The following is a 23,604-nucleotide window of genomic DNA, read 5'->3' as shown; positions in this document are numbered from 1 at the left end:
TCTCACGCAGTCCTCCGTCATGAACCCTCTCATCCGCTGTCTCAGCGCCGCCGCGCTGCTCTTCGCCGCCCCTCGGGCGCTGGCCGTGGAGCCCGCGCCGCGTCCTCCGAGCTCGCTGCTCTATGAGACGTATGCCTTCTCCGGGACGCTCAACGGGCAGCCCACCACGGTGTTCGCGCCCGCGATCTCCGGCTCCATTCCCCTGTCGGAGCGCCTGAGCCTCAGCGCCGCCTGGCTGTTCGCCTACGCGCCGTCGCGGGCGGGAGGCCCCACCGCGTTCCAGGCGGGCAACCCGTCCGTGGGCCTGGGCGGCGTGCTGCACGACGACGGCGCGCTGAAGGTCCGCGCGGGTGGCAACCTGGTGCTGCCCTTCACGCTCATCACCGACCCGGACGACTTCGGCACGGCGCTGCTGCGGCGCGCGGCCACGCTGCGCGGCAACAGCGGCTTCAGCCTGGTGTCCCCGGGACTGCTGGGCCTGACGCCCTGGGCGGACGTGACGCTGCGCCAGGGACGGTGGCGCTTCGGCCTGGACGGGCGCGTCCCCATGTCCGCCCAGCTGTCGGAGAAGCGCGGCCAGCGGGTGGACGCGGTCTTCCAGGGCTCCGGCACCGCGAGCGTGGACCTCACCTCACACGTCCTCCTGGGCTCCACCTTCCAGGCCATCTTCGTCTCCACGGCGGCGGAGGGCGCGGACCCCACCTTCCTGGCGCTCATCCCGCATGTCCGGGTGTACGGCTCGGCGGGCTTCGTGGAGGGGCGGCTGGTGATGAACCTGGACGCGCCGCTGGGCTTCGCCTTCTCCGACAACGGCCTGTGGGCCGCGGCGCTGGCGCTGGGCACCACCTTCTGACGGACGCCCTGCCATGAACAGCCCCACCCTTGTCGGAACCCGGCTGCGCCAGCTGGGAGACGCGCCGCTGCTCCTGCTGGTCGCCACCGGTGTGCTGCTGGGCAGCATGCTCCCCATGTCGCGCGTGGCCCGCGCGGAGGGCTGGTCGCCGCTGGCTTTCGCCTTCTGGCCGGCGCTGGGCAGCGGCCTCGCGCTGGCGTTCGCGGGAGCGCGCGGCTCCGCCACGGCGCCGGAGGCCCGGCCCGTGCTGACCTACAGCCTCATCGCCGGGGTGCTGAGCGTCGCCGTGCCCAACAGCGTCACGTTCATCGTCATGCAGAGCGTGGGCACCAGCGTGACGTCGCTGGTGTACACGCTGCCGCCGCTGTTCACGTATGCCTTTGCCTGGGGCCTGGGCATCGAGCGCTACCGGCCCCTGCGGCTGGCGGGCATCGTGGTGGGGCTGGGGGGCGCGGCCCTGCTGGTGCTGGGGCGGGGCATGGCGGGCGGCTCGGGCTCCGCGTGGTGGCTGGCGCTGGCGCTCTGCACGCCCATCAGCATCGCGGCCGGCAACGTGTACCGGAAGCTGCGCATGCCCAAGGGCGCGTCCGCCAGCCTCCTGGCCGGCGGCATGCTGCTGGGCGGGGCGCTGGCGCTGCTGCCGCTGCTGGCGGCGAACGGCGGGCTGACCCGCCCGGGCATGGCGGGCTGGACGGTCATCCTGGCCCAGTGTGTCTTCACCAGCCTGGGCTACCGCGTGTACTTCCACTTCCAGCGCGTCGCGGACCCGGTGTACTTCAGCCAGTTCGGCTACGTCGTCTCCGCGACGGGCGTGCTGTCCGGGCTGCTCTTCTTCAACGAGCACCTGACGCTGCCCATGCTGCTGGCCATCGGCGTCATCCTGGCGGGCATCGCCATGGTGAACGCCCGGGCGCCCTGAGGGCCTGGACGCCTCAGGCGCTGGCGGCCACGCGCGCGCGCAGGTCCTGCTTCATGCCCAGGGAGAAGAGCACCAGGGTGAGCAGGTACACGGGCTCGATGAAGAAGAGCAGCGGGCCGCCCAGGGACAGGCCGTGGGTCTTCTTCTCGAAGACGACGTGCGCGCCCACCACCAGCGCGAAACGGAAGACCATGACGCCCAGGGCGATACCCGCGGCCGTCCCCGTGGGCAGCCCGGCCACGGCCTGGGCGGAGAGGAGCGTGGGGATGAGCGGCAGGGCCATGAGCAGGCCGGCGGTCCACTCCAGCGTCACGGCGTACAGGGCCACCGCGGCCACCAGCAGGTGCGCGGCGGTCAGCGGCGTGCCGGGCACGCGCACCCAGCACAGGGGCACCAGCAGGGCGAAGGTGAAGAGGTAGGCCCCCACGAAGTGCACGGCGCGGCTGACGCCGTTCTCGTGCAGGGGCATCCAGACGCGCAGCTTGTCGGCGAAGCTCATGGGGCCCCAGGGTAGGCCATCCGCGCCCCGGATGCCTCCCTCCTGCCGGGGTGAAACCCGGAGGGCCGCAGCGCATCTGGGGGCGCGAACCCGAATCGGAAGAAGGGGCGGACCATGAGAATCCTTGTGACGGGCGCGACGGGGTACATCGGTGCGGCGGTCGTGGACGCGCTCAAGCGCGCGGGCCACCAGGTGGTGGGGCTGGCACGGTCGGACGACGCGCGGAGCAAGCTGGCCGCCAGGGGCGTCCAGGTGGCGCAGGGCGACCTGAAGGACCCGGCGGGGCTGGCGGCCGTGGCGAAGGACGTGGACGCGGTCCTCTGGACGGCGACGGCCAACGACAAGGACGTGGACACGCCGGCCGTGGCGGCGGTGCTGGGCGCGCTCCAGGGCACGAACAAGACGTTCCTCTACACGAGCGGTGTCTGGGTGCACGGCCACACGCAGGGCGTCGCCAACGAGGACTCGCCGCTGAACGCCACGCCGCTCGTCGCGTGGCGCCCCGGCGTGGAGCAGCGCGTGCTGAACACCCCGGGCGTGCGCGGCATCGTCATCCGTCCGGGCGTCGTCTACGGGCAGGGCACCGGCATTCCCGCCATGCTCACCGGGTCCGTGAAGGACTCGGGCGCCGTCACCTACGTGGGCACGGGTGAGAACCACTGGCCGGTGGTGTTCGTGGAGGACCTGGCGGACCTCTACGTGCGCGCCGTGGAGAAGGCCCCCTCGGGCACGGTGCTCCTGGCCACGCAGGGCAAGCCCGTGAAGGTGAAGGACATTGCCCAGGCGGCGAGCGAGGGAGCGGGCGTGGCCGGCAAGACGAAGGCCTGGCCGCTGGAGGAGGCGCGCAAGCAGTTCGGCCCCTTCGCGGACGCGCTGGCGCTGGATCAGCAGTTCACGTCCCAGAAAGCGGAGAAGCTCCTTGGCTGGGCGCCCAAGGGACCGAGCCTCCTCGAGGAGCTGCGCACCGGTTCCTACGCGCGCCGCTGAACGCGAGCGTCAGGCCGTGGCGTTCAGCGCCGCGTTGCGCGCGGCCGCCGCGGCCTGATCCAACCTGGAGCCCACCGCGATGTAGCCGGGGTGGCGCACGTAGTCCGGGAGCACGTCCTCCGACGTGCGCTCGTGGCGCATGTTGAGCGGGTGGAGTCCTGACGTCACCAGCGCCAGCCGCTGCGCGCGCCAGGACAGCCCCGCCTCCTCCATGACACGCGCGAGGTCGGTCATCCGCTGGACGCGGTCCGCCTGCTCCAGCACCGCCGGCCGCATCGCCTTCGTGTAGCCGGGCTGGGGCTTGTAGTCCTTGCGCAGCTGGTTCAACCGAGCCCGCCGCCGAGCCGCGAGCAGCTCCCCGAAGCGCGCCTCGGAGGCCGTGAGCAGCTCCAGCGCCTCGCGCCCCATGGCCTCGTGGAAGACGGCGGTGCGGTCGTCGCGCGGGACCTTTAGCTCCAGGAACCGCACGGAGTCGCGCGTCGCCTCCAGCAGCTCGCGCTCCGCCGCGTCCACGGCTGGAACCGCCACCTTCCGGGGAACCTCCACCGGGACGAAGACCTCCCGCGTGCCCGTGGCGTCGCCGTCGAAGCGGAATGCGTAGCCCGTCTCCCGGTCCCCGAAGACGAGGACGAAGTCCGGCAACCGGGGCAGGGGAGGGGGCGGCGCCTGGAGGATCCAGTCCGCCGGGTCGCTGTCCGTGAGCACGCGGAGCGCGACGAGCCCGCGTGCCTTCATCACGTCCAGCCAGACGTAGAACGACGGCTCGAAGCCGCCGTCCGGCAGGGCGAAGCCGCCGAAGTCGTCCGGCCCGCGCACGAGCGCCGCGCCGCCGGGATCGTCAATCACCTGCGCCCGCAGGTCGTGTCCCCGCAGCCGCGCGTTTCCGACGACGGCGAGCTGCGGGAGGTAGTCGTTGCGCGGCAGGGGCACGGCGGCCTCGGCTCAGCCCTGGGTCGCCTTGAGCACCTTCGCGATGAGCGCCGCGTCCGACACGCGGTCGTACTTGAAGGGCTGCCCGACCACCGCCTGGTAGCGGTAGACGGTGAAGGGGCCCTTGTCCTCGCTGGCGTGCTCCGGCACGAGCACCGCGAAGCTCTCCTTGCCCACGCCCACCACGTCGATGCAGCGCAGCCGCTCCAGCTTCCCGGCTGGGTCTCGCAGGTTGTAGACCTCGTCGATGCCGAAGCCGGCCACGCCCTCGACCTCGGGCTCCTTGGGCAGGTGCTTGCGCAGCACGGCCACGACCTGGCCCAGGTAGTCCCGGGCAGCGGTGGGCGTGGCGGGCAGCTCCTGGCGCTTCGCGTCCTCACGCGCCAGCGACACGAGCGTCGCGGACGGCACCTTCGCGTCCGCGAGCACGGCCTCCAGCCCTTCGAGCCCCGTCCGCACCGGGATGGCGTTGAAGCCCAGCGCGTGCTGGATCTGGTCCTCCACTTCGGACAGGGCCCCGTTGGGGGCGCAGAAGGCCTCCAGGAAGGTGCGCGCCTTCTCCAGCGCGGGCGCCTTCTGGAGGGCCTCCATGCGTGCCTTGAGCTCTTCGAAGCGGGCGCTTGCCTTGGGATCGGCGTTCATGGGGAGGTTCGCCTCAGGGACCAGGGAAGGCGGTCAATACCATCACCTGCGGCGGGGTGCCGTCGATGAGGCGCAGCCGGATGTTGTAGCTGCCCGCGGTGGCGGCGGACACCGTCCGGTTGCCCGCCGTGTCCACCGTGGCCGTGAAGCCCTTGCCCACCGTCACGCCAGGGGGCGCGGGGATGTTCAGGCGGTCGCTGTAGCCGTACAGGGCGAGCTCGTCCTTGATGGTGCTCCAGTTGTCGGCGACGTACTTGTTGATGGTCGCGTCCATGGTCGCGTCGCTGGACCACTGGAACGAGTTGTTCTCGATGCTCCCCCAGCCGTCGCCCGTGGTGACGCGGCTCTCGATGGTGCGGGCTCCGGGAGGCGCGTCCACGACGTTCGTGGGCAGCGCCGCGCCGTGCCGGTCGATGGTGTGCGCGTTGTGGGCGGCGCCGTGGGCCGCGTCGTTGGCGTTGACGTTGAGCGTGGGGCCGTTCGGGAACGCGTCCGCCAGCTGCTGCTCGCGGATGACGCCGCGGCGCAGGATCTCCGTCTGGGCCTTCTCCGCGCGGACCCGGGCGTACTGCTGCGTCTCCACGGGCACCTTCTGCCCGGTCGTCGGATCCACCCGGGTGAAGGGGCTCGGGTCCATGTCCCGGTTGAGCTCCGCCTGGGTGCGCGTCTTCGGGTCGTAGGTGCGCTCCGCGTACGCGCGGTGCCCGTCCGCCTGGCGGGCCTTGAACTGGGGCTTCGTCTCCGTCGGCAGGCGCGGGTCGTTGATGGCGGCCTGCTCCGCCGCGTTCATCGGGGCCGTCGGGGGCGGCTGCACCTGGCCCACGGTGTTCACCGTCTTGCCCACGTCCGGCCAGTCCGGCGTCGCGGTGGGCGTGCCGTGCATGGCCACGGAGCCCGTGCCCGGCGCCAGCGACTCCAGCCGCTTCGCGTGGAATTCAATCTGGAACTCCACGTTGGCGATGTCGCGCTGGAGCGCCGCGCGCTCGGCGACGGTGGCCGCGGAGGGCTTGCCGCTCATGCTGGCGATGCTGTCGTCGATGCGCTGCTGCGCCGCCTCCAGGCCGCCGAGGATGTTCTTGAGCTTCTGCACCTCCAGCTTGGACTCGAAGCCCTGCGTGCCGTAGCCCGGCGTCTTGGTGAGGGCCTGCTGGACGCGGTCCTTGAGCTGGCGGATCTGCCCGGTGGGCCCCTCGTACTTCTGGAGCAGGCGGGCCGTGTCCTGGTGCGCGGCGATGTCCGCGGGCGTGGCGAGCGGCCCCGCCTCGATGCGCACCTGGCCGTTGTCGTAGCGCACCTTGGTGGTGTTGCCCGGCAGGTCCGGGTTGCGCAGCACGGGGATTTCGCGCGGCTTGAGCAGCTCGCCGCCCTTGGCCAGGCCGCCGCTGACGATGCCGCCCGTCACCGCGCCCACGGTGCCGTCCGTCACCGCGCGGGTGGCCACGCGGCCCATGCCCGTCAGGGCGCCGTCCTTCCACGTCTCGCTCTGCGTGGCCGCGTCCGTGGCGCCGCCCGCCGCGCCGCCGATGGCGCCCTCCTTCACGCCCTGCTTGATGGCGGCGCGCACCGTGCCTTCCGTCGTCTCGCGCACGGCCGTGCGGGCCGCGGCCTCCGTGGCGGTGGTGGCCGCGGCGCGCGTGCCGCCCGTGACGGCGCTGGCGCCCTTGCCAATGGGAATCACGGCCGTGCCGCCCTCCACGGCGCCGATGAGCGCCTGGCGGCTCAGGTCCTGCGCCCCGGCCGCGTCGCCCTGGATGGCGGCGTACGTCGCCGCGCGCGTGGTGGCGCCCACCGTCGCGTACCCGGCGATGGCCAGGGGCGTGGCCGCGCCGCCCGTCGCGACGACGGCCACGGTGGTGGCGGCGACGACGGCCACGGTGGCGGTGGTCTCCGCCAGCGAGTCCTTGGCGGACTGCAGCGCCGTCAGGTCGTCCGTGGCGTAGCCCGTCAGCGTGTTCGCGCGCTGGGTGTCACCCGCCTGGATGGCCGTGTCGGCGCGGGCCAGGTTGCGGTTGAGGATGTCGTTGTCGGACTCGCCCTTGGTGAGGTGCTGGATGCCGTCCAGCAGGTTCACGCCGAAGCCGGACTCGTTGGACTGGACCTCGCGCAGCCGCCGCACGCGCTCCTGCGCGCCGTTGGGGTCGTTGGGGTCGATGGCGCCCAGGTCGTAGTCCTGCTTGAGCAGCTCCAGCTCGTCGCGGCCGTCCAGCTCGCCGTCCAGCTCCGCGCGCAGGTCCTTGCCGTACTTCTGCTGGTAGGCGGCGGCGACGGCGTCCAGGTCCGTCTTCGACTTGCCGGCCAGCGCGGAGCGGATGGCGTCCTCGTCCGTGCCCAGGCCGTCCATGGCCAGGTGCAGCCGCTCGGCGGTGGCCTCCGCCTGGCCCTGCTTGTCGTTGGCGGCGGGCGGGTTGAGCAGGCGCATCGTGACGTCGCGGTCGCCGCGGTCCCAGCCTTGAATCTGGCTCTCCAGCGACTTGCCCGTCTGGCGCTGGTACTCGGCCTTGATGGCGGCGAGCTCGTCCTTCTCCTTGCCCTGGAGGATGTCGCGCACGCCGCTCTCGTCGGCGCCGAAGAAGCCGTTCATGGCCTCGCGCAGCCGGGCCGCGTCCGCCTGGGCCGGGTTGCCCTGCATCAGGCCGATGGCGCGGTCGTACTCCTCGGTGGACAGCTCGTCCTTGAGCTTCGCCTTGAGCCCCGCGTCCTGCGCGAGGACGGCGCGCTGCTCCGGGGTGGCCCGCTCCAGGCGCTCGAAGATGCGGCCCTCGTCGGTGCCCCAGCCGGCCATGTCCTCTTCCAGGCCGGCCTTGAGCGCCTGCGTCTCCAGCGCGTTCGCCTCCGCGGGCGTGGAGGCCTGTCCCGCGCCGAGCATGCTCCGGGCGCGCGCCAGCTGCGCGCCGTCCATCTCCCGGCTCAGGCGGGCGAGCAGCACGTCCTCGGGCTTCTGGCCCGCGGGCGTGCCGCCGTGCAGGTCCGCGAACTGCTGGGCGATGGCGTGGCGCTCCGCGGGGGAGCGCTTCTCCAGCACCTTGAGCATGTCCTCGTTGGAGCCGAAGACGCTGTCCATCTCCGACTGGAGGTTGACCGCGTCGCTCTTCGCCGCGTTGCCCTGGAGCAGCCCTTCCGCGCGCTGCAGGTCGGAGCCGCCCAGCTCGTCGCGGATCTTGGCGTCCAGGTTCTTGCCGTAGTGGTCCTGGTAGGACTGGCGGATCATCGCGATTTGATCCGGCGTCTTGCCCTCCAGCGTCTTGAAGATCTTGTCCTCGTCGGTGCCCCACCCGGTCATGCCGCCGTCCATGGCCTCACGCAGGGCGCTGGCGTCCTTGTCCGCCTGGGCCTGGGTGTACGGCGGGGTGGCGGGCGCCTGAGGCTGAGCGGGGGCCGGCGGACCGATGACGGTGTTGCGCTGCGGGACGGCGTTCGCGGTCGTCGCTGCGGCGGCGGCCTTCGCTGCGGCGGCGGCCTTCGCGGCGGCGGCGGCGGCAGCGGCGGCCGCGCCCGGCGACGCGCTGGTCCGGGCCTGGGGGCGCGGCTCGAAGCTGGAGCTGTCCCGGGGCGCGGGCTTGGGAGCCGGAGGCGGCGGGGGTGGAGGGGGAGGAGCGGGCTTGGGCGCCGGCGGCTGCTGCGGGAGCGTGCGCGGGAGGCCGTTGTTGCGAGGTCCGTCGATCGCCATCGTCTGTCTCCGAAGACTGCTCTGCCCTCGGTGGGTCCAAAATGCTGGCGCCCTGGAACCGCGGCGTCCCCCGCCACCGGGTGCAATCCTTTTCCCTATTATCGCACCAGCCCGGCCCCGGGTTGCCGGATGACCCGGCGGACCGGATTTTCAGGTGGGCATGCGCCTACACGGTGCGAGCCGCACGCAGACGGGGCGGGGTGAAGGACAGCTCGCGGACCTGGAGCCGGGAGGTGGTGAACCCGTCGAAGCGCTTGGGCGCGTCCTCGGTGCCGGCGCGGACGGCGACGTGGGACTCCACGTCCAGCTCCAGGCGGACGGGCCACAGCCGGTCCAGGGAGAGCATGCAGCCGCCGTGGCCCTTCGCCTCGGTGTGCATGGTGGCCTCGCCCTTCTCACCCGGGGGCGGGCGGAGCGAGGCGGGGACGGGCTGGGGCGTGCGCGGCGTCTCCATCTGGAGGCGCAGCCCCACGGACAGGCCCTCCAGGCTGCGCAGTTCCACGCGCGTGGTGGCTCCGGTGAGGGCTCCGCTCCCCGCGCCCTGCTGTTCCCAGCGGGCCCCCACGCCCACGGCTTCGGTGGGCAGGAAGCTGCCCAGGTCCTTGAGAAGGCCCGCCAGCTGCTGCATCTGACCGCGCACGGGCGCGGCGAGGTCCGCGGGCAGCTTCCACTCGAAGCCGCTGGAGCGGCCGCGCGGATCCACCTGGCCTTCGCCCTTCAGGCCGGGCAGGGGCGACAGCTGCGCGCGCGCCGCCTCCACGGTGCGCACGGGCGTGCGCGCGGCGACGAGCAGGTCCACCTCCTCCAGCGTGAAGCGGTAGCGCGCGGCGCCGTCCGGGAGCACGCGCAGCACCTCCACGGCCATCACCATCTGCACGCCCGGCATGGGGACGCCGGGCCTGCTGCGGCCCGCGTCGCGCAGCATGGTGGTGGTCTCCGAGCGAAGGCCAATGCGCTGCACCCCGCCGAACAGGGGCCGCAGGAGGAGGGGCTGCTGAGGGGCCTGACCGCGATGCAGGACGTGCATGGGCCAGGACTCTATCCGCGCCGCGCCGCTTGTGAATCCAGACGCCGCGGGAGGCGACGCGCGTCTGTGTTTGCCAGGGGGTGCGCGCCTTTCTTGCGCGTGCCTCCGCAGGAATTGCGCGGACGCGAAACCCTCCAGGGCGCCGTGGGGCTGGCGCCGTTGATGCAATGGAAGGGGGCGCGGTCTTCGGACCGGAAGGGGCACACCATGGCTGAGAACACCCTGAAGCAGATGCCGAAGCTGGAGATGGTTCGCACGCTGCGCGACGAACTGCGGTTGAAGATGCACCTCGCGGGGATGGAGGTCCGCGAGCGCTGGCAGATGCTGGAGCCGCAGGTGCGGGAGGCCGAGCAGCGGGCCGACGAGATGACGCGGGAAGGGCAGTGGCTGATGGATGAGCTGCTGCGGCACCTGCGCGAGCTGAACAAGGAGATCCACGAGCACCGGGACGGGCGCGCCGCGCCCCGCCGGTGAGCGCCCGCGGCCTGCCCCGGCGGTCGGGTTCCCTCATGCGCTTCCCGCACCGGCTGCTGCTCTCCCTGTGTCTGTGTCTGGGGCCTCCTGGCGCGCTGGCGCAGGATGGGCTCGCGCGGATGGGCGTGGCGTCCGGGGAGCGTGCCCGGCAGGCCGCCCAGGCCGGGCTGCGCCTGCGGGAGAACGAGGAGGCGGCGCGCATCGAGGCGGCGGCGCGCGATGACGTCGCGGAGCTGCTGTCGCGCGGCACGCGGAACCCGGGCCCGGAGACAGAGCGGGACGTCGCGCCGCTGCCCGAGCGCGACCGGCGGCGATTGGAGCGGGAGCTGGCGGCGCTCGATGCACGGGTGGCCGCCCGGGCCGACCAGCGTGCCCGGTGGCTGCTGGCCGCGGGGCTGGAGCTGGACCCCGCGCTCCGGCGGCTTCCGGGGGACCCGCCCGAGCCGTGGCTCGCGGACGTGACCCTGGACCCGGCCCCCCTCCTGGCGCGCGTTCACGACGCCTCCAGGCGCGAGCTGGTGCGCGCATACGTGCGTGAGCACGCGGGGCTCCAGGCGCGGCTCGCCACGCTGGCGGCGCTCGTGCCCGTCCAGGCGGAGGCGTTCGCCCGGGCCCGGGGGGGACTGGTGGAGGGCCGGGTGCCGCTGGAGGACGTGCTCGCGCTCCTGCGCGCGAACCAGGCGCTGGAGCTGGAGGTGCTCGCCCTGCGGGTGCGCCGCGAGCAGAGCGTTCAGGAGCTGGCGGCGCTGCTGGCGTGCACCCCCGAGGCCGTCGTCGTCACCGGCGCCCGCTGAAGAAGCGCGAGCGCCGGGGATGTCCGCGCTTCTCAGCGCACGGGCGGACGCAGCACGAGCACGGGCCGGCGGCTCTGGGCCAGCACCTTGCGCGCCACCGACCCGAGCAGCGCCTCCTTCATGCCCCCGTGGCCGCGCGAGCCCAGGCAGACCAGCTCCGCGTCCATCCGCTCCGCGGCCTGCACGAGCGCGAGCGCGACGTCCTCGCCGTGGAGGACCTCCAGCCGCGTGGTGACGTTCCGGGTGTCCAGCCCCCGCGGCACGCGCTCCATCAGGCGCTGCTTCAGGTCGCGGTGGAGGTCCGCGCCGGCGCGTTCGGGGACCACCGTCACCAGGTGCACCTCCGCGCCCGTGGGGGCCAGCGCGAAGGCGAACGGAATGGCCTCGTCCGCGAGCGGCGACAGGTCCGTGGCCACCAGCAGCCGCCGCACCTGGGGCAGCGGCGCCTCGCCACGGGAGGCCGCGGGCGTCACCGGCACCACGGCCGCCGCCATGGGCGCGAGCCGCAGGGCGTGGTGCGCCACCGAGGCCAGGTTGCCCAGGACGTTGTGCGGGTGCGTTCCCACCACCAGCAGGTCCGCCTCCGCCTCGCGGGCCAGGTCCACCAGGTGGTCCGCGGCGCGCCCCACCGCCATGCGCAGGTGCACGCGCGGCGCGGCGCCGGTGTCCGGGGCCGCCAGCGCCGAGATCTCCCGGTGGAGCACCTCCTCGATGCGGGGCGCCACCTCATCCAGGTTCATGGGCGTGGGCAGCCCCAGGCGCCGGCACTGCTCGAAGGCGTAGTAGACGTGCCCCGCCAGCAGCTCCAGGGGCCCATCCGCGGCCAGCTCCGTCAGCCAGCGCCGGGCGGCCTCGCTGCCGTGGGAGCGGTCCACGCCGAACATCACGCGCAGGGGCCGGGTCCCTCCAAGCCAGGCCTCGAAGGGCGCGGCGTCGCGCACCCGCAGCAGCGGCACCGCGCAGTTGCGCGCGATGCGCTCCAGGCTGACGCCCGAACCCAGGGCGGCGGGCTCGTCGCGCGGCGTCCCCACCAGCAGCAGCCGCGCCTCGTGCGCTTCACAGAAGACGGCCAGGGCCCGCGCGGAGGCGCTCTCCAGCAGGGTGGACTCCACCCGCGCGCCCAGGGGCTCCAGCCGCCGCGTCTCCTCGCGCAGCAGCGCCCGCAGGCCCTCGCGCACGGGCTCGGCCGCGACCCGGAGCTGATCCGGATGGATTTGATGGACGAGCCAGAGCGGCTGGCCCCGGCGGGCCGCGATGCGCGCGGCCACCTCCGCGGCCTGACGGGAACCCTCGGAGAGGTCGGTTGCGCAGACGATGGACATGGAATGACTCCGGATGGAGGGTTGGCGAACGCTGGGGGCACGCCCCATTGCTGCCCCCAGGCCTTTTCAGGATGCGTGCCGTCCGCCGGCCCGGCGCGCCCGGCCCCCGCCCGCGCAACGCTTGCGGTGGCTGGGGGCGCGGGCGCAAAAGCTGCGCGCTCCGCTGCTCCGGGCCTGCCATCTCCTCGCGGCACGGGCTTCGCAATCCGGCCGGACAACCCCTGGCGCCGGAGCGACCCGAGATGAGCCTACCTGGCTGGCTGGACCCCGAGCGCGGCCTCCGCGCGCGATGCCCTGGCGGGCGCTCCCCAAGGAAGGTGGCGCGGTGAGCGCGGCACATGGCGAGGTGGCGGTGGCGGTGGCGGCGGCTCCGGAGCAGCGCATGGGGCTGGGCCAGCAGGAGGCGGAGGCGCGGCTCCGCCAGCATGGCCCCAACACGCTGACGCGCGAGCAGCCCGCTTCCGCGTGGCGCTTCCTGGCCCGTCAGTTCCGCTCCGGCATGGTGTGGCTGCTGCTGGGGGCGTGCGGCGTGGCGGCGCTGCTGGGGGAGGGCGCGGACGCGGTGGCCATCGCCACCATCGTGGTGCTCAACGCGCTGGTGGGTTTCCTCCAGGAGTACCGCGCGGACCGCGCCGTGCTGGCCCTGCGCGCGCTCACCGCGCCTGGCGCACGGGTGCTGCGCGACGGCGTGAGCGCCGTGATTCCGGCGTCCCAGGTGGTGCCGGGGGACGCGCTGGTGCTGGAGGCCGGGGACGTGGTGGCCGCGGACGCGCGGCTGCTCACCGCGCACGCGCTGCTCACCCTGGAGGCGGCGCTCACCGGGGAGAGCACGCCGGTGGACAAGCAGGTGGGCGCGCTGCCGGACTCCACCCCGCTGGCGGAGCGCAGGGACCGCGTCTTCATGGGAACGTCCGTGGCGGCGGGCACGGCGGTCGCGGAGGTGACGGCCACCGGCATGGAGACGGAGCTGGGCCGCATCGCGCACCTGGTGCGCACGGCGCAGGTGTCGCAGACCCCGCTGCAGCAGCGGCTGGAGGGCGTCACCCGCATGCTGCTGGTGCTGTGCGTGGCGGTGGGGGCCCTGGTCGCGGGGCTGGGGCTGATGCGAGGCGAGTCGGGCGTGGCGCTGCTGCTCGCGGCGGTGGCGCTCGCGGTCGCGGCGGTGCCGGAGGGGCTGCCCACGGTGGTGACGCTCGCGCTCGCGGTGGGTGTGCAGCGCATGGTGAAGGGCCACGTGCTGGTGCGGCGGATGCAAGCGGTGGAGACGCTGGGCTCCGCCACGGTCATCTGCACGGACAAGACGGGCACGCTCACCCTGGGCATCATGGAGGTGCGCGAGGTGTGGCCCCCGGCGTCCGCGCACCGCGTGCTGGAGGTGGCCGCGGCGTGCTGTGACGCGGAGCTGCCGGCGCGGGGCCAGGAGGGGCCCGGCGCGGGCGACCCCACGGAGCTGGCGCTGCTCGTGGCCGCGCGGGCGACGGGCGTGGAGCGCGCGGACGTGGAGCGCGAGCGCCCCCGCGTGTCGGAGCAGCCCTTTGATTCGGACCGGCGGCGCATGAGCATCCTGCGCTCGGACGGCGTGCTCTACGTGAAGGGCGCGCTGGAGGCGCTGCTGCCGCTGTGCAAGCAGGTGCCTCCGGGCGTGACGGAGGCCCTGGCCTCGCTGGCGGGGCGCGCCCTGCGCGTGCTGGCGGTGGCGGAGGGGAAGGGCCCCGAGGAGCGGGACCTCACGCTGGTGGGGCTGGTGGGCCTGGCGGATCCGCCCCGGCCCGAAGCCGTGGAGGCCGTGCGCGCGGCGCGCGAGGCCGGGGTGCGCACGGTGATGATCACCGGCGACCACCCCGCCACGGCCCTGGCCATCGCGAAGGAGCTGGGCCTCCTGCGCGAGGGCGAATCCCCGGAGGGCATCGTGCACGCGCGGGCCACGGCGGAACAGAAGCTTCAAATCGTCCGGGGGTGGAAGGCGCGCGGAGAGGTGGTCGCCATGACGGGCGACGGCGTGAACGACGCCCCGGCCCTGCGCGAGGCGCACATCGGCATCGCCATGGGCCGCACCGGCGCGGAGGTCACCCGCGAGGCGTCCGACCTCATCCTCACGAACGACAACTTCGCGAGCATCGTCGCGGCCGTGCGCGAGGGGCGCGGCATCTACGAGAACATCCGCAAGACGCTCGTCTACCTGCTGGCCGGCAACGGCGGTGAGCTGGTGCTGATGCTCTGCGCGTCGCTCTTGGGACTGCCCCTGCCGCTGCTGCCCCTGCACCTGCTCTGGGTGAACCTCGTCACGGACGGGCTGCCCGCCCTGGCGCTGGTCATGGACCCCGCGCCCCCGGACGTCATGCGGCGTCCGCCCCGAAGGCCGGAGGAGCCCATGCTGGGCCGGCGGGAGTGGGCGTCGGTGCTGGCCACGGGCCTGCTGGATGCGTGTGTCACGCTGGGCACCTTCCTCTGGGCGCTCGAACGCATGTCGCAGGAGGAGGCGCGCACCCTGACGTTCACCGTGCTGGTGTTCTGTCAGGTGCTGCGGGCCTTCGCCGCGCGCAGCGCCGGAATGGTCCACTGGGAGGTCGGGTCGTTCAGCAACGGGCCGCTGCTCGGGGTGGTCGCCGGCACGCTGGCGCTCCAGGTCGCGCTGCCGGAGGTGCCCCTGCTCGCCGCGTTCTTCTCGCTCGTCCCGCTGGACGCCGCGCACCTCGCGCTCGCGCTGGGCCTGGGGCTCATCCCGGTGAGCGTGCTGGAGCTGCGCAAGCTGCTGGCGCGCGGCATGACGCGAAGGAGCAGGGCATGAACGTGAGGGATGAGGCGGCGTCCACGGTCTCGCTGCGGTTCCTGGGGGCGGCGGGCACCGTCACCGGCTCCCGGTTCCTGCTGGAGCGGGAGGGCCGCGAGAAGGGCCGTGTGCTGCTCGACTGCGGCCTGTTCCAGGGGCTCAAGGCCCTGCGCCAGCGCAACTGGGCGCCGCCGCCGTTCGACCCGGTGACGCTGGACGCCGTGGTCCTCAGCCACGCCCACCTGGACCACTCCGGGGCCCTGCCGCTGCTGGTGCGCGGCGGGTTCCAGGGGGCCGTCCACTGCACGCCGGGCACGGCGGACCTGCTGGGCCCGCTGCTGCTCGACTCCGCGTACCTCCAGGAGGAGGACGCGGAGCGGGCCAACCGCCACGGCTACACGAAGCACCAGCCCGCGCTGCCGCTCTACACGGTGGAGGACGCGCGGCGTGCGCTCGCGCTCCTGCGCACGCACCCCTACGGCACGCCCTTCTCGGTGGGGGCGGGGCTGGAGGTGACGTTCCGGCGCGCGGGCCACATCCTTGGCTCGGCCACGGTGGACGTGGCCTGGGGGAGGGGAGACGCCGCGCGCCACCTGGTCTTCTCCGGGGACCTGGGGCGTCCGGGCCGTCCCATCCTGCGCGACCCGGAAGCCGTGCCCGGGGCGGACGTGCTGCTGCTGGAGTCCACCTATGGCGACCGCGTGCACGCGACCTGGCCGGAGGGGCACCTGGCGCGCATCATCACGCGCACGGCCCACCAGGGCGGCGCGGTGGTCATCCCCGTCTTCGCGGTGGGGCGCGCGCAGGAGCTGCTCTGGACGCTGCACCGCCTGCGCGCCGAGCAGCGCCTGCCGCACGTGCCCGTGTTCCTGGACAGCCCCATGGCGCAGGACGTGACGGAGCTCTACTGCCGCCACCCGGAGGACCATGACGTGGACATGCTGCGGCTCACCGGACAGGCGCGCTGTCCGCTGTGCGCCTCGGAGCGCCACTGGGTGCGCACCCCGGAGGAGTCCCGGGCGCTGACGGAGAGGACGGGCCCCCGCGTCATCCTCGCGGCCAGCGGCATGGCCACGGGCGGCCGGGTGCTGCACCACCTGAAGCACCTGCTGCCGGACGTGCGCAACACGGTGGTGCTCGTGGGCCACCAGGCCGTGGGCACCCGGGGGCGCGCGCTCCAGGACGGCGCGGCCCGGGTGCGCATCCACGGCGAGGACGTCCCCGTGCGGGCGCGCGTGGAGACGGTGGACGGCCTGTCGGCGCACGCGGACCGGGAGGAGCTGCTCGGCTGGCTGCGCACGTTCCCGCGCCCCCCGCGCGAGACCTGGCTCGTCCACGGAGAGCCCGACGCCAGCCAGGCGCTGGCGGAGAGCATCCGCGAACGCATGGGCTGGCATGTGCGCGTGGCGCGCGACGGCGAGCGCGTGACGCTGGAGTAGGGGGCCGGGCCTTCAGCGCGGGAGCACCTGCTCGGCCCGGACCTCCGTCACCCCCAGGGGCTCGCCCCGCTCGAAGCGCGTCACGCTCTGCAGCGTGGTCCGGGCAATGGCGTCCAGCGCCTCGCGGGTGAGGAAGGCCTGGTGCGCGGTGACGAGCACGTTGGGGAACGTCAGGAGGCGCGCGAGCACGTCGTCCTGGAGCACCTGGCCGGAGAGGTCCTGGAAGAAGATGCCCTCCTCCTCCTCGTACACGTCCAGGCCGGCCGCGCCCAGGTGGCCGGACTTGAGCGCGCCCAGCAGGGCGTGGCTGTCGATGAGCGCCCCGCGCCCGGTGTTGATGAGCATGGCCCCGGGCTTCATGCGGGCGAGCGCCTTCGCGTCGATGAGGTGGCGCGTGGCGGGCGTGAGGGGCACGTGCAGCGAGAGGATGTCCGCGCGGCCCAGCGCGTCCTCCAGCGTCACGGGCTCCAGCCCCAGCGCCTTCGCGTCGTCCGCGGACAGCCGGGGGTCCACCGCGAGCAGCCGGCAGCCGAAGCCGTGGAAGATGCGCGCGGTGGCCCGGCCGATGCGCCCCAGCCCCACCAGGGCCACCGTCCTGCCGTGCAGGTCGAACCCCACCAGCCCGTCCAGCGAGAAGTTCCACTCCCGCACCCGGGCATAGGCGCGGTGCACCTTGCGGTTGAGCGCGAGCACCAGCGCGGCGGTGTGCTCCGCCACGGCCTGCGGCGAGTACTCGGGGACGCGCACGACGGCCATGCCCAGCCGGCCCGCCTCCTCCAGGTCCACGTGGTTGAAGCCCGCCGAGCGCAGCGCCACCAGCCGCGTGCCGCCCGCCGCCAGCGCCTGGAGGCAGGGGCCGTCCAGCCGGTCGTTCACGAAGGAGCACACCGCGGGGAAGCCCGCCGCCAGCCCCACCGTCTGGGACGTCAGGCGGGGCTCGAACCAGGTGAGGGCGTGGCCGGACGTGGCGTTGGCCGCCTCGAAGGCCGTGCGGTCGAAGCGGTGGGTGTCGAAGAAGGCGATGCGCATGGACGTGTTCCTTGGGGGACCGCTGGACGGCGCGGCCGCGAGCTTTTCCGTCCCCGCACCTTGCATCCGCCATGCGCGGCGGTGACATCGGTCCGGAGTGCCGCGGGGCGCAAGCGTTGCGGAGCGCACGCGGGGCCGCGCAATTCCTGCGGGGGCGCCCCCGGCCCTCCCTGGCGCGGCCATGGCACGCATCCTGAAACTGGATGGACCCGACCCCGGACCCTTCCGGGCGCGCACCGGAGGTCGAGCCATGGATGCCATGCGGGACGCAGTCGGAGCGCGCATCGAGCCCGCGCGGCTCCTGGCACCGCCCGAGGCGCGGTGCTGCCCGCGCTGCGCGGCGCGTGGACGATGAGCGCGCCCCCGAAGGCCCCGGTCTCCATCGGGTGGTTCGCGCTGGGCTACTTCGCCTGCTACCTGCCCTACAGCGCGCTGACGAAGGCGCTGAGCCTGGGGGCCCTGCCGGGCATGAGCGGGGGGCTGCCGGGCTTCGTGCTGCTGCCCTCCACGGCGCTGGCCACGCTGGTGGGGATGTTCGCCTACCTGGCGTGGAGCGGCTCCTTCCGGCACGCGGGGCGCCGGCGCTTCGGGCCGGTGGAGCTGCCGTGGCCGGGGCGCTGGACGTTCCTGTCGGGCCTGTGCACCACGGGCATCATCGCCACCACCACGCTGGCGTACACCTTCGACGGCACCTCCATCGTCTTCATGATGCTGCTCATGCGCGGCGGCGTGCTGGTGCTGGCGCCCGTGGTGGACGCGGTGAGTGGCCGGCACGTCGCGTGGCCCTCGCGCGTGGCGCTGGGCGTGAGCCTCGCGGCGCTGCTCGTCGCCACGGGGCCGGGCGCGGACCCGCGCCTCTCCTGGGTGGCCGCGCTGGACTGGGCCGTGTACGTCGTCAGCTACTTCGTGCGGCTGCGCTTCATGAGCCGGCTGGCGAAGAACCACGTGCCCGGCGCGCGCGAGCGCTACTTCGTGGAGGAGCAGATGGTGGCCGCGCCCGCGCTCGTCGTCCTGCTGTCGCTGTGGGCCCTGGTGGGCGTGGGGGGCGCGGCGGAAGCGCTGCGCGAGGGCTTCACCGGGATGTTCACGCGGCCCTCGCTGCCCGTGGAGCTGGCCGTGGGGTTGCTGTCCCAGGGCAGCGGCATCTTCGGCGGGCTGGTGCTGCTGGATGCGCGGGAGAACACCTTCACGGTGCCCATCAACCGCGCCTCCAGCGTGTTCGCGGGCGTGGGCGCGACGTTCGTGCTCTCCGTGTGGCTGGGGCTCCCCGGCGTGAGCGTGCGGGAGCTGGCGGGCGCCGCGCTGGTGACGGTGGCCGTCGCGGTGCTCGCGGTGCCGGGCGTGCTCGCGGCGCGGCGCAAGCGTCCTGTTCCCCTGTCACTCCCCCCGGCCCCCTGAGGCTCTCATGGACCTGGAACGTGAAGACACGACAGCCGCTGGGAGCCGTGGGCCGCATCGCCGGACCGGGCCGGAGGACGCCGTGCGCGGCGACCCCATGGTGAACCGGGCGCGGCAGATGCTGCTGTCCCGCCAGAGCGCGCTGCGGGCGTCGTGCGTGGAAGGGCCCGCTCCGGCCGGCGGCGCGGGGGACGGCTGCCCGCCCGTGCGGGGAGCGCTCTGCCCACCGCGCGAGCTGGAGGAGGTGGAGGCGGCGCTCGAGCGCATCGCGCAAGGCCGCTTCGGCGGCTGCGAGCAGTGCGGGGGCGCCATCGGCCGGCAGCGGCTGCTGGCCGTCCCCGAGGCGCGCTGCTGCCTGACGTGCGCGGACGCGCGGGCCCGGGACACGGACCGATGACGCTCCTGGCCCCTCTCCTCCAAGCCTCTCCCGCCGCTCCAGGTCTGGTAGTAATCGGAGGCATGGCCCCAGAACGCATCCTGGTCGTGGACGACGAGGCGAACGCGCGGCGCGCCCTGGTCACCCTCCTTGGCGAGGAGGGGTACGAGGTGCGGGAGGCCGCGGACGGCGCGGAGGCGCTCGCCGCGCTCGATGACTTCGCTCCCGCGCTGGTGCTCACGGACGTGCGGATGCCGCGCATGGACGGGCTCACGCTGCTGCGCCGCGCGAAGGAGGCCGGCAACGACGCGGCCTTCGTGATGATGACGGCGTTCGGCACGGTGGAGGCCGCGGTGGAGGCCATGCGCCAGGGCGCGGAGAGCTACCTCACCAAGCCGCTGGACCTGAACGCCGTGCTCGTCGTGCTGGGCAAGGCGCTGGAGACGCGCCGGCTGAAGCAGGAGACCCGCCAGCTGCGCGAGCGCGTGGCGGAGCGCTTCCGCGTGGGCAACATCATCGGGGACGCGCCCGAGCTCCAGGGCGTCTACGCCCTCATCCACCAGGCGGCCCCCACGCGGGCCACCGTGCTCATCCTGGGAGAGAGCGGCACGGGCAAGGAGCTGGTGGCCCAGGCGCTGCACGAACTCAGCCCGCGCAAGGCGCGCCCCTTCGTGAAGGTGCACTGCGCGGCGCTCAGCGAGGGCCTGCTGGAGAGCGAGCTGTTCGGCCACGAGCGCGGGGCCTTCACCGGCGCCGTCGCGCGCAAGGAGGGCCGCTTCGAGCTGGCGGACGGCGGCACCCTGTTCCTGGACGAGATTGGCGAAATCTCTCCGGCCGTGCAGGTGAAGCTGCTGCGCGTGCTGCAGGGCCGCGAGTTCGAGCGCGTGGGCGGCACGCAGACGGTGAAGGTGGACGTGCGCATCGTGGCGGCCACCCACCGCGACCTGGAGGCGGAGGTGAAGGCGGGCCGCTTCCGCGAGGACCTCTACTACCGGCTCAACGTGGTGTCGGTGACGCTGCCGCCCCTGCGCCGGCGCAAGGCGGACATCCCCGCGCTGGTGAGCCACTTCCTCGAGCGCTGCAACGCCCTCCACGGCAAGGCCGTGAAGGGGCTGGCGCCCGGCACCCTGGAGGCGCTGATGAGCCACGACTGGCCGGGCAACATCCGCGAGCTGGAGAACGCGGTGGAGCGCGCCGTGGTGCTCGCCCGGGGCGAGGAGCTGACGGCGGACGACCTGCCGCCGGTGCTGCGCGGTCCCCGCCCCAGCGCCGGGGCCGGCGACCGGCTCATCCCCGGCGCGTCGCTCGCCACCATCGAGCGCGAGGCCATCCTGCGCACCCTGGAGATGGTGCAGGGCTCCACCACGCGCGCCGCGGAGGTGCTGGGCATCAGCGTGCGGAAGATCCAGTACAAGCTCAAGGAGTACGGCGGCGGCGGCAGCGCCGGCCCGGAGGAGGCGGCATGGAAGCCAGACCCGGAGGCGTGACGGACGACAACGTCCTGGCGGAGCTCCAGCGCTACGTGGGCTTCTCCCCCGAGGACGGAGAGGCCCTGCGGGAACTGCACCCCATCGCCTGCGCGCACTTCGAGCGCATCGCGGACGTCTTCTACCGGCGCATCCTCGAACACCCGGAGGCGCGCAAGGCGCTGGAGGGTGGTGAGAGCCAGGTGGGCCACCTCAAGGTGACGCTCCAGGACTGGATGGGGTCGCTGCTGCTGGGGCCGTGGGACGCGGCGTACTTCGAGCGCCGCTGCCGCATCGGACGGGTGCACGTGCGCATCCACCTGCCGCAGCACTACATGTTCGGCGCCATGAACCTGCTGCGCCAGGAGTTCATGGCGGTGCTGGAGGAGGCGCTGCATGACGCGCCCGCGCGGGCCGCGAGCCTGAACCGGGCGCTGGGGAAGATCCTCGACCTGGAGCTCGCCATCATGCTGCACACGTACCGCGAGGACCTGCTGGCCCAGGCGGCCCGGGCCGAGCGGCTGGCGACCTTCGGGCAGCTCGTGGGCTCCATCGGACACGAGCTGCGCAACCCCCTGGGCGTGATTGAAACCTCGCTCTTCATCCTCAAGGGCCGCCCCGCCACGCAGGAGGACGCGCGCGTGGTCAAGCACCTGGACCGCATCGGCGAACAGGTGGCGGTCGCCAACCACATCGTCACCAGCCTGCTGGACATGATCCGCTCCCGCCCGCTCGTGCGCGCGCCGCTGCGGCTCGCGGAGGTGTGGACGTCCGCGCTGGAGGCCGTCGCGCCGCCGGGGCACGTGCGCGTGCACGCGCAAGGGCTGGAGGCCCTGCCCTCCGTGGAGGGGGACGCGGTGCAGTTGCGGCAGGTCTTCGTGAACCTGCTGCAGAACGCCGTGCAGGCCCTGGGCGAGCGCGAAGGCGAGGTGCGGCTGACGGCGGACCTTCCGGAGGACGGCGCGCGGCGGATCCGCCTGGCGCTGGAGGACAGCGGGCCGGGCCTGGACCCGGCCATCCGCGCGCGTGTCTTCGAACCGCTGATGACCACGAAGGCGCGGGGGCTGGGGCTGGGACTGGCGCTCGTGCGGCGCATCCTCGAGCGGCATGGCGGCGGGATTGGCTACGCTCCCACCCGGGGTGGGCCGGGAGGGGCCCGCTTCGTGGTGGAGCTTCCCCTGACGCCGGAGCCTTCCTGATGGGCCGCTTCCTGGTGGTGGATGACAACCGGGCCTTCGCCGAGAACCTGGCGGAGATCCTCGAGGACGCGGGCCATACGACCACCGTGGTGGACTGCGGCGAGGCCGCGCTCCAGGCCGCGCGCGCCGAGCGCTACGACGTGCTCATCACCGACATGCGCATGGCCGGGATGAGCGGCGCCTCGCTGGTGCACCACCTGCGCCAGCGGGACCCGGGGCTCGCGGCCATCGTCGTCACCGCGCATCCGGGGGAGGCCGAGCTGGCGCGCGCACACGCGGAGGGCGTGCTCGCGGTGCTGCCCAAGCCGGTGCCGGTGCCCGCGCTGGTGGAGCTGCTCGCGCGGGCGCGCCGCGACGGGCTCGTCGTGCTGGTGGAGGACGACGCGCAGCTCACGGACAACCTCACGGAGCTGCTGCGCGAGCGCGGCTTCACGTCCGTGGTCGCGCACTCGGTGCCGGAGGTGGCGGGGCTCCAGTCGGTGCGCCCCTTCGCCGCGCTCGTGGACCTGCGCGTGCCGGGCGGCCGCGACGGCGAGGCGCTGTGCCGCGTGCGGGAGCGCTTCCCCTCGGCCACCCCCTTCGTCGTCACGGCCTATCCGGAGGCGCTGCCCGAGGACTTCGAGGGCCGCTGTGTCCGCAAGCCCTTCGACACCGGGGCGCTGCTCGCCGCGCTCGAGCAGGTGCACGGGGGCCGCGCGTGACGGCGCCGGGCGGCGCGGGGGAGCGGCCCCGGGTGCTGGTGGTGGATGACAACGCGGCGTTCCTGGACAACATGAAGGAGCTGCTGGAGGACCAGGGCTACGCGGTCTCCAGCGCGACGAGCTGCGCGGGGGCGCTCGCGCACGCGCCGTCGGGCTTCGACGTGGCGCTGGTGGACATCCGGCTGCCAGACGGCGAGGGCACGAAGCTCGCCCCCCAGCTCAAGGCGCTGGTGCCGGACGGAGAGGTGGTGCTGCTCACCGGCCTGGGCATGCTGGAGGCGGCGGTGGCCGCGGTGCACGCGGGCGCGTGCGCGTACCTGCTCAAGCCCTGCGCCACGCCGGAGCTGCTGGTGACCCTGGAGCAGGCGCTGCGCCAGGTGCGGCTGCACCGCGAGAAGCAGGTGCTGGCTCGGCGGGCGCAGGTGACGGAGAAGCTGGCCGCGGTGGGCACGCTGACCGCGGGCCTGACCCATGAAATCCGCAACCCCCTCAACGCCGCCGTCCTGCAGCTCACCGTCCTGGAGCGGCGCGTGCGCAGGCTGGAGCAGGACGTCCAGGGCCCGCTGCTGGAGCCGCTCCTGCTGGTGCGGGATGAGATCCGCCGCCTGGACCACATCCTCGAGGACTTCCTCCAGTTCGCCCGCCCGCGCGAGTTCCGGTCGGCCGCCGTGGCGGTGGCGCCGCTGTTCGAGCGGGTGGGGGGCCTGCTGGCCTGGCAGGCCGAGCAGCGCGGCGTGGCGCTGGACGTGGAGCCCCCGGGGCCCCTGGAGGTGTGGGGCGAGGAGGAGCGGCTGCGGCAGGTGCTGCTGAACCTGGCGCTCAACGCACTGGAGGCGACGCCGCCAGGAGGCCGGGTGCGCTTCAGCGCGAGCGCACGCGGAGGTGAGGTCGCCCTCCTCGTGGACGACAGTGGACCCGGCGTGCCGGAGGACGCACGCGGGAGGCTCTTCGAGCCCTTCTTCACGACGAAGGCGAGCGGCAGCGGGCTGGGGCTCTCCATCGTGCACGCCATCGTCACCCAGCACGGCGGCACCCTCCAGGTGGAGGACGGTCCGCTGGGCGGCGCGCGCTTCACCGTGCACCTGCCCGCGACGCCTCCGCGCGGCTGAGGG

General features: G+C 73.9%; 20 protein-coding genes. 13 read left to right on the top strand and 7 right to left on the bottom strand.

The window, feature by feature from the left end; translation table 11 throughout:
* Positions 1-19 precede the first annotated feature (19 nt).
* Positions 20-853, top strand: a complete 834-nt coding sequence (locus JYK02_RS13135; protein ID WP_207051274.1) for a hypothetical protein — start codon at positions 20-22, stop codon at positions 851-853.
* Positions 854-866: 13 nt separating this feature from the next.
* Positions 867-1,772 carry a DMT family transporter gene (locus tag JYK02_RS13130; RefSeq protein WP_207051273.1) on the top strand — a complete coding sequence of 302 codons (906 nt, stop codon included), beginning with the start codon at positions 867-869 and terminating at the stop codon, positions 1,770-1,772.
* 13 nt (positions 1,773-1,785) lie between these two features.
* Here JYK02_RS13130 and JYK02_RS13125 read toward each other — a convergent pair whose 3' ends face one another.
* Entirely contained in the window at positions 1,786-2,271 is a 486-nt protein-coding gene (locus tag JYK02_RS13125; RefSeq protein WP_207051272.1) for an Mpo1-like protein, read from the bottom strand.
* A 114-nt stretch (positions 2,272-2,385) separates the two neighbouring features.
* Between JYK02_RS13125 and JYK02_RS13120 the strand changes: the two genes are divergently transcribed.
* Positions 2,386-3,258, top strand: coding sequence for an NAD-dependent epimerase/dehydratase family protein (locus JYK02_RS13120; protein ID WP_207051271.1), 873 nt, complete (start codon positions 2,386-2,388; stop codon positions 3,256-3,258).
* A 9-nt stretch (positions 3,259-3,267) separates the two neighbouring features.
* Here JYK02_RS13120 and JYK02_RS13115 read toward each other — a convergent pair whose 3' ends face one another.
* The 4 genes from JYK02_RS13115 to JYK02_RS13100 all read right to left on the bottom strand — a co-directional run bounded on the left by JYK02_RS13115 (position 3,268) and on the right by JYK02_RS13100 (position 9,524).
* Complete coding sequence (locus JYK02_RS13115; RefSeq protein WP_207051270.1) at positions 3,268-4,188, bottom strand: hypothetical protein; 921 nt, start codon at positions 4,186-4,188, stop codon at positions 3,268-3,270.
* A 12-nt stretch (positions 4,189-4,200) separates the two neighbouring features.
* Complete coding sequence (locus JYK02_RS13110; RefSeq protein WP_207051269.1) at positions 4,201-4,830, bottom strand: hypothetical protein; 630 nt, start codon at positions 4,828-4,830, stop codon at positions 4,201-4,203.
* A 13-nt stretch (positions 4,831-4,843) separates the two neighbouring features.
* The gene (locus JYK02_RS13105) at positions 4,844-8,497 is read right to left on the bottom strand and encodes an annexin (RefSeq protein WP_207051268.1); all 3,654 of its coding nucleotides are present in this window, start codon (positions 8,495-8,497) and stop codon (positions 4,844-4,846) included.
* 166 nt (positions 8,498-8,663) lie between these two features.
* A complete protein-coding gene (locus JYK02_RS13100; RefSeq protein WP_207051267.1) occupies positions 8,664-9,524 on the bottom strand; it encodes a hypothetical protein in 861 nt (286 codons plus the stop codon).
* 207 nt (positions 9,525-9,731) lie between these two features.
* On the opposite strand from JYK02_RS13100, the gene JYK02_RS13095 reads away from it, so the two are divergent.
* Positions 9,732-9,998: a hypothetical protein gene (locus JYK02_RS13095; protein WP_207051266.1), complete on the top strand. Its 267-nt coding sequence runs from the start codon at positions 9,732-9,734 to the stop codon at positions 9,996-9,998.
* 35 nt (positions 9,999-10,033) lie between these two features.
* Positions 10,034-10,792: a hypothetical protein gene (locus tag JYK02_RS13090; RefSeq protein WP_207051265.1), complete on the top strand. Its 759-nt coding sequence runs from the start codon at positions 10,034-10,036 to the stop codon at positions 10,790-10,792.
* Positions 10,793-10,824: 32 nt separating this feature from the next.
* Here JYK02_RS13090 and JYK02_RS13085 read toward each other — a convergent pair whose 3' ends face one another.
* Positions 10,825-12,114: a universal stress protein gene (locus tag JYK02_RS13085; RefSeq protein ID WP_207051264.1), complete on the bottom strand. Its 1,290-nt coding sequence runs from the start codon at positions 12,112-12,114 to the stop codon at positions 10,825-10,827.
* Positions 12,115-12,439: 325 nt separating this feature from the next.
* Here JYK02_RS13085 and JYK02_RS13080 point away from each other — a divergent pair, with 325 nt between their 5' ends.
* Together JYK02_RS13080 and JYK02_RS13075 are read left to right on the top strand one after the other, a co-directional pair.
* Positions 12,440-14,902: an HAD-IC family P-type ATPase gene (locus JYK02_RS13080; protein ID WP_207051263.1), complete on the top strand. Its 2,463-nt coding sequence runs from the start codon at positions 12,440-12,442 to the stop codon at positions 14,900-14,902.
* A complete protein-coding gene (locus tag JYK02_RS13075) occupies positions 14,899-16,323 on the top strand; it encodes an MBL fold metallo-hydrolase RNA specificity domain-containing protein (protein ID WP_207051262.1) in 1,425 nt (474 codons plus the stop codon). Before JYK02_RS13080 ends, JYK02_RS13075 begins: the two co-directional genes overlap by 4 nt.
* A 12-nt stretch (positions 16,324-16,335) precedes the next feature.
* On the opposite strand, the gene JYK02_RS13070 is transcribed toward JYK02_RS13075, so the two are convergent.
* Positions 16,336-17,352 (bottom strand): 2-hydroxyacid dehydrogenase, encoded by a 1,017-nt coding sequence (locus JYK02_RS13070; RefSeq protein ID WP_207051261.1) that lies wholly within the window; start codon positions 17,350-17,352, stop codon positions 16,336-16,338.
* Positions 17,353-17,673: 321 nt separating this feature from the next.
* Between JYK02_RS13070 and JYK02_RS13065 the strand changes: the two genes are divergently transcribed.
* The 6 genes from JYK02_RS13065 (at position 17,674) to JYK02_RS13040 (ending at position 23,601) form a co-directional block, all read left to right on the top strand.
* Complete coding sequence (locus JYK02_RS13065) at positions 17,674-18,750, top strand: hypothetical protein (RefSeq protein WP_207051260.1); 1,077 nt, start codon at positions 17,674-17,676, stop codon at positions 18,748-18,750.
* 82 nt (positions 18,751-18,832) lie between these two features.
* Positions 18,833-19,147, top strand: coding sequence for a TraR/DksA family transcriptional regulator (locus JYK02_RS13060; RefSeq protein WP_347402480.1), 315 nt, complete (start codon positions 18,833-18,835; stop codon positions 19,145-19,147).
* 62 nt (positions 19,148-19,209) lie between these two features.
* On the top strand, positions 19,210-20,613 hold the full coding sequence (locus JYK02_RS13055) for a sigma-54-dependent transcriptional regulator (protein WP_207051259.1): 1,404 nt from the start codon (positions 19,210-19,212) through the stop codon (positions 20,611-20,613).
* Positions 20,589-21,791, top strand: a complete 1,203-nt coding sequence (locus JYK02_RS13050) for a sensor histidine kinase (RefSeq protein ID WP_207051258.1) — start codon at positions 20,589-20,591, stop codon at positions 21,789-21,791. The genes JYK02_RS13055 and JYK02_RS13050 overlap by 25 nt, the downstream gene beginning before the upstream one ends.
* Complete coding sequence (locus tag JYK02_RS13045) at positions 21,791-22,492, top strand: response regulator (protein ID WP_207051257.1); 702 nt, start codon at positions 21,791-21,793, stop codon at positions 22,490-22,492. Before JYK02_RS13050 ends, JYK02_RS13045 begins: the two co-directional genes overlap by 1 nt.
* Complete coding sequence (locus JYK02_RS13040) at positions 22,489-23,601, top strand: hybrid sensor histidine kinase/response regulator (protein ID WP_347402479.1); 1,113 nt, start codon at positions 22,489-22,491, stop codon at positions 23,599-23,601. Before JYK02_RS13045 ends, JYK02_RS13040 begins: the two co-directional genes overlap by 4 nt.
* Positions 23,602-23,604 lie beyond the last annotated feature (3 nt).

The organism is Corallococcus macrosporus, assembly GCF_017302985.1.
In the GTDB taxonomy this organism is placed as follows: Bacteria; Myxococcota; Myxococcia; order Myxococcales; family Myxococcaceae; genus Corallococcus; species Corallococcus macrosporus_A.
The sequence above is the reverse complement of the archived record's forward strand: the minus strand, read 5'-3'. Positions and strand labels throughout refer to the sequence as shown.

What these genes read in the sequence shown, in the direction of transcription:
- JYK02_RS13135 (WP_207051274.1), top strand. Translation starts at nt 20, where the DNA reads ATGAACCCTCTCATCCGCTGTCTCAGCGCCGCCGCGCTGCTCTTCGCC.
- JYK02_RS13130 (WP_207051273.1), top strand. Translation starts at nt 867, where the DNA reads ATGAACAGCCCCACCCTTGTCGGAACCCGGCTGCGCCAGCTGGGAGAC.
- JYK02_RS13125 (WP_207051272.1), bottom strand. Translation starts at nt 2,271, where the DNA reads ATGAGCTTCGCCGACAAGCTGCGCGTCTGGATGCCCCTGCACGAGAAC.
- JYK02_RS13120 (WP_207051271.1), top strand. Translation starts at nt 2,386, where the DNA reads ATGAGAATCCTTGTGACGGGCGCGACGGGGTACATCGGTGCGGCGGTC.
- JYK02_RS13110 (WP_207051269.1), bottom strand. Translation starts at nt 4,830, where the DNA reads ATGAACGCCGATCCCAAGGCAAGCGCCCGCTTCGAAGAGCTCAAGGCA.
- JYK02_RS13105 (WP_207051268.1), bottom strand. Translation starts at nt 8,497, where the DNA reads ATGGCGATCGACGGACCTCGCAACAACGGCCTCCCGCGCACGCTCCCG.
- JYK02_RS13100 (WP_207051267.1), bottom strand. Translation starts at nt 9,524, where the DNA reads ATGCACGTCCTGCATCGCGGTCAGGCCCCTCAGCAGCCCCTCCTCCTG.
- JYK02_RS13095 (WP_207051266.1), top strand. Translation starts at nt 9,732, where the DNA reads ATGGCTGAGAACACCCTGAAGCAGATGCCGAAGCTGGAGATGGTTCGC.
- JYK02_RS13090 (WP_207051265.1), top strand. Translation starts at nt 10,034, where the DNA reads ATGCGCTTCCCGCACCGGCTGCTGCTCTCCCTGTGTCTGTGTCTGGGG.
- JYK02_RS13085 (WP_207051264.1), bottom strand. Translation starts at nt 12,114, where the DNA reads ATGTCCATCGTCTGCGCAACCGACCTCTCCGAGGGTTCCCGTCAGGCC.
- JYK02_RS13075 (WP_207051262.1), top strand. Translation starts at nt 14,899, where the DNA reads ATGAACGTGAGGGATGAGGCGGCGTCCACGGTCTCGCTGCGGTTCCTG.
- JYK02_RS13070 (WP_207051261.1), bottom strand. Translation starts at nt 17,352, where the DNA reads ATGCGCATCGCCTTCTTCGACACCCACCGCTTCGACCGCACGGCCTTC.
- JYK02_RS13055 (WP_207051259.1), top strand. Translation starts at nt 19,210, where the DNA reads ATGGCCCCAGAACGCATCCTGGTCGTGGACGACGAGGCGAACGCGCGG.
- JYK02_RS13050 (WP_207051258.1), top strand. Translation starts at nt 20,589, where the DNA reads ATGGAAGCCAGACCCGGAGGCGTGACGGACGACAACGTCCTGGCGGAG.
- JYK02_RS13045 (WP_207051257.1), top strand. Translation starts at nt 21,791, where the DNA reads ATGGGCCGCTTCCTGGTGGTGGATGACAACCGGGCCTTCGCCGAGAAC.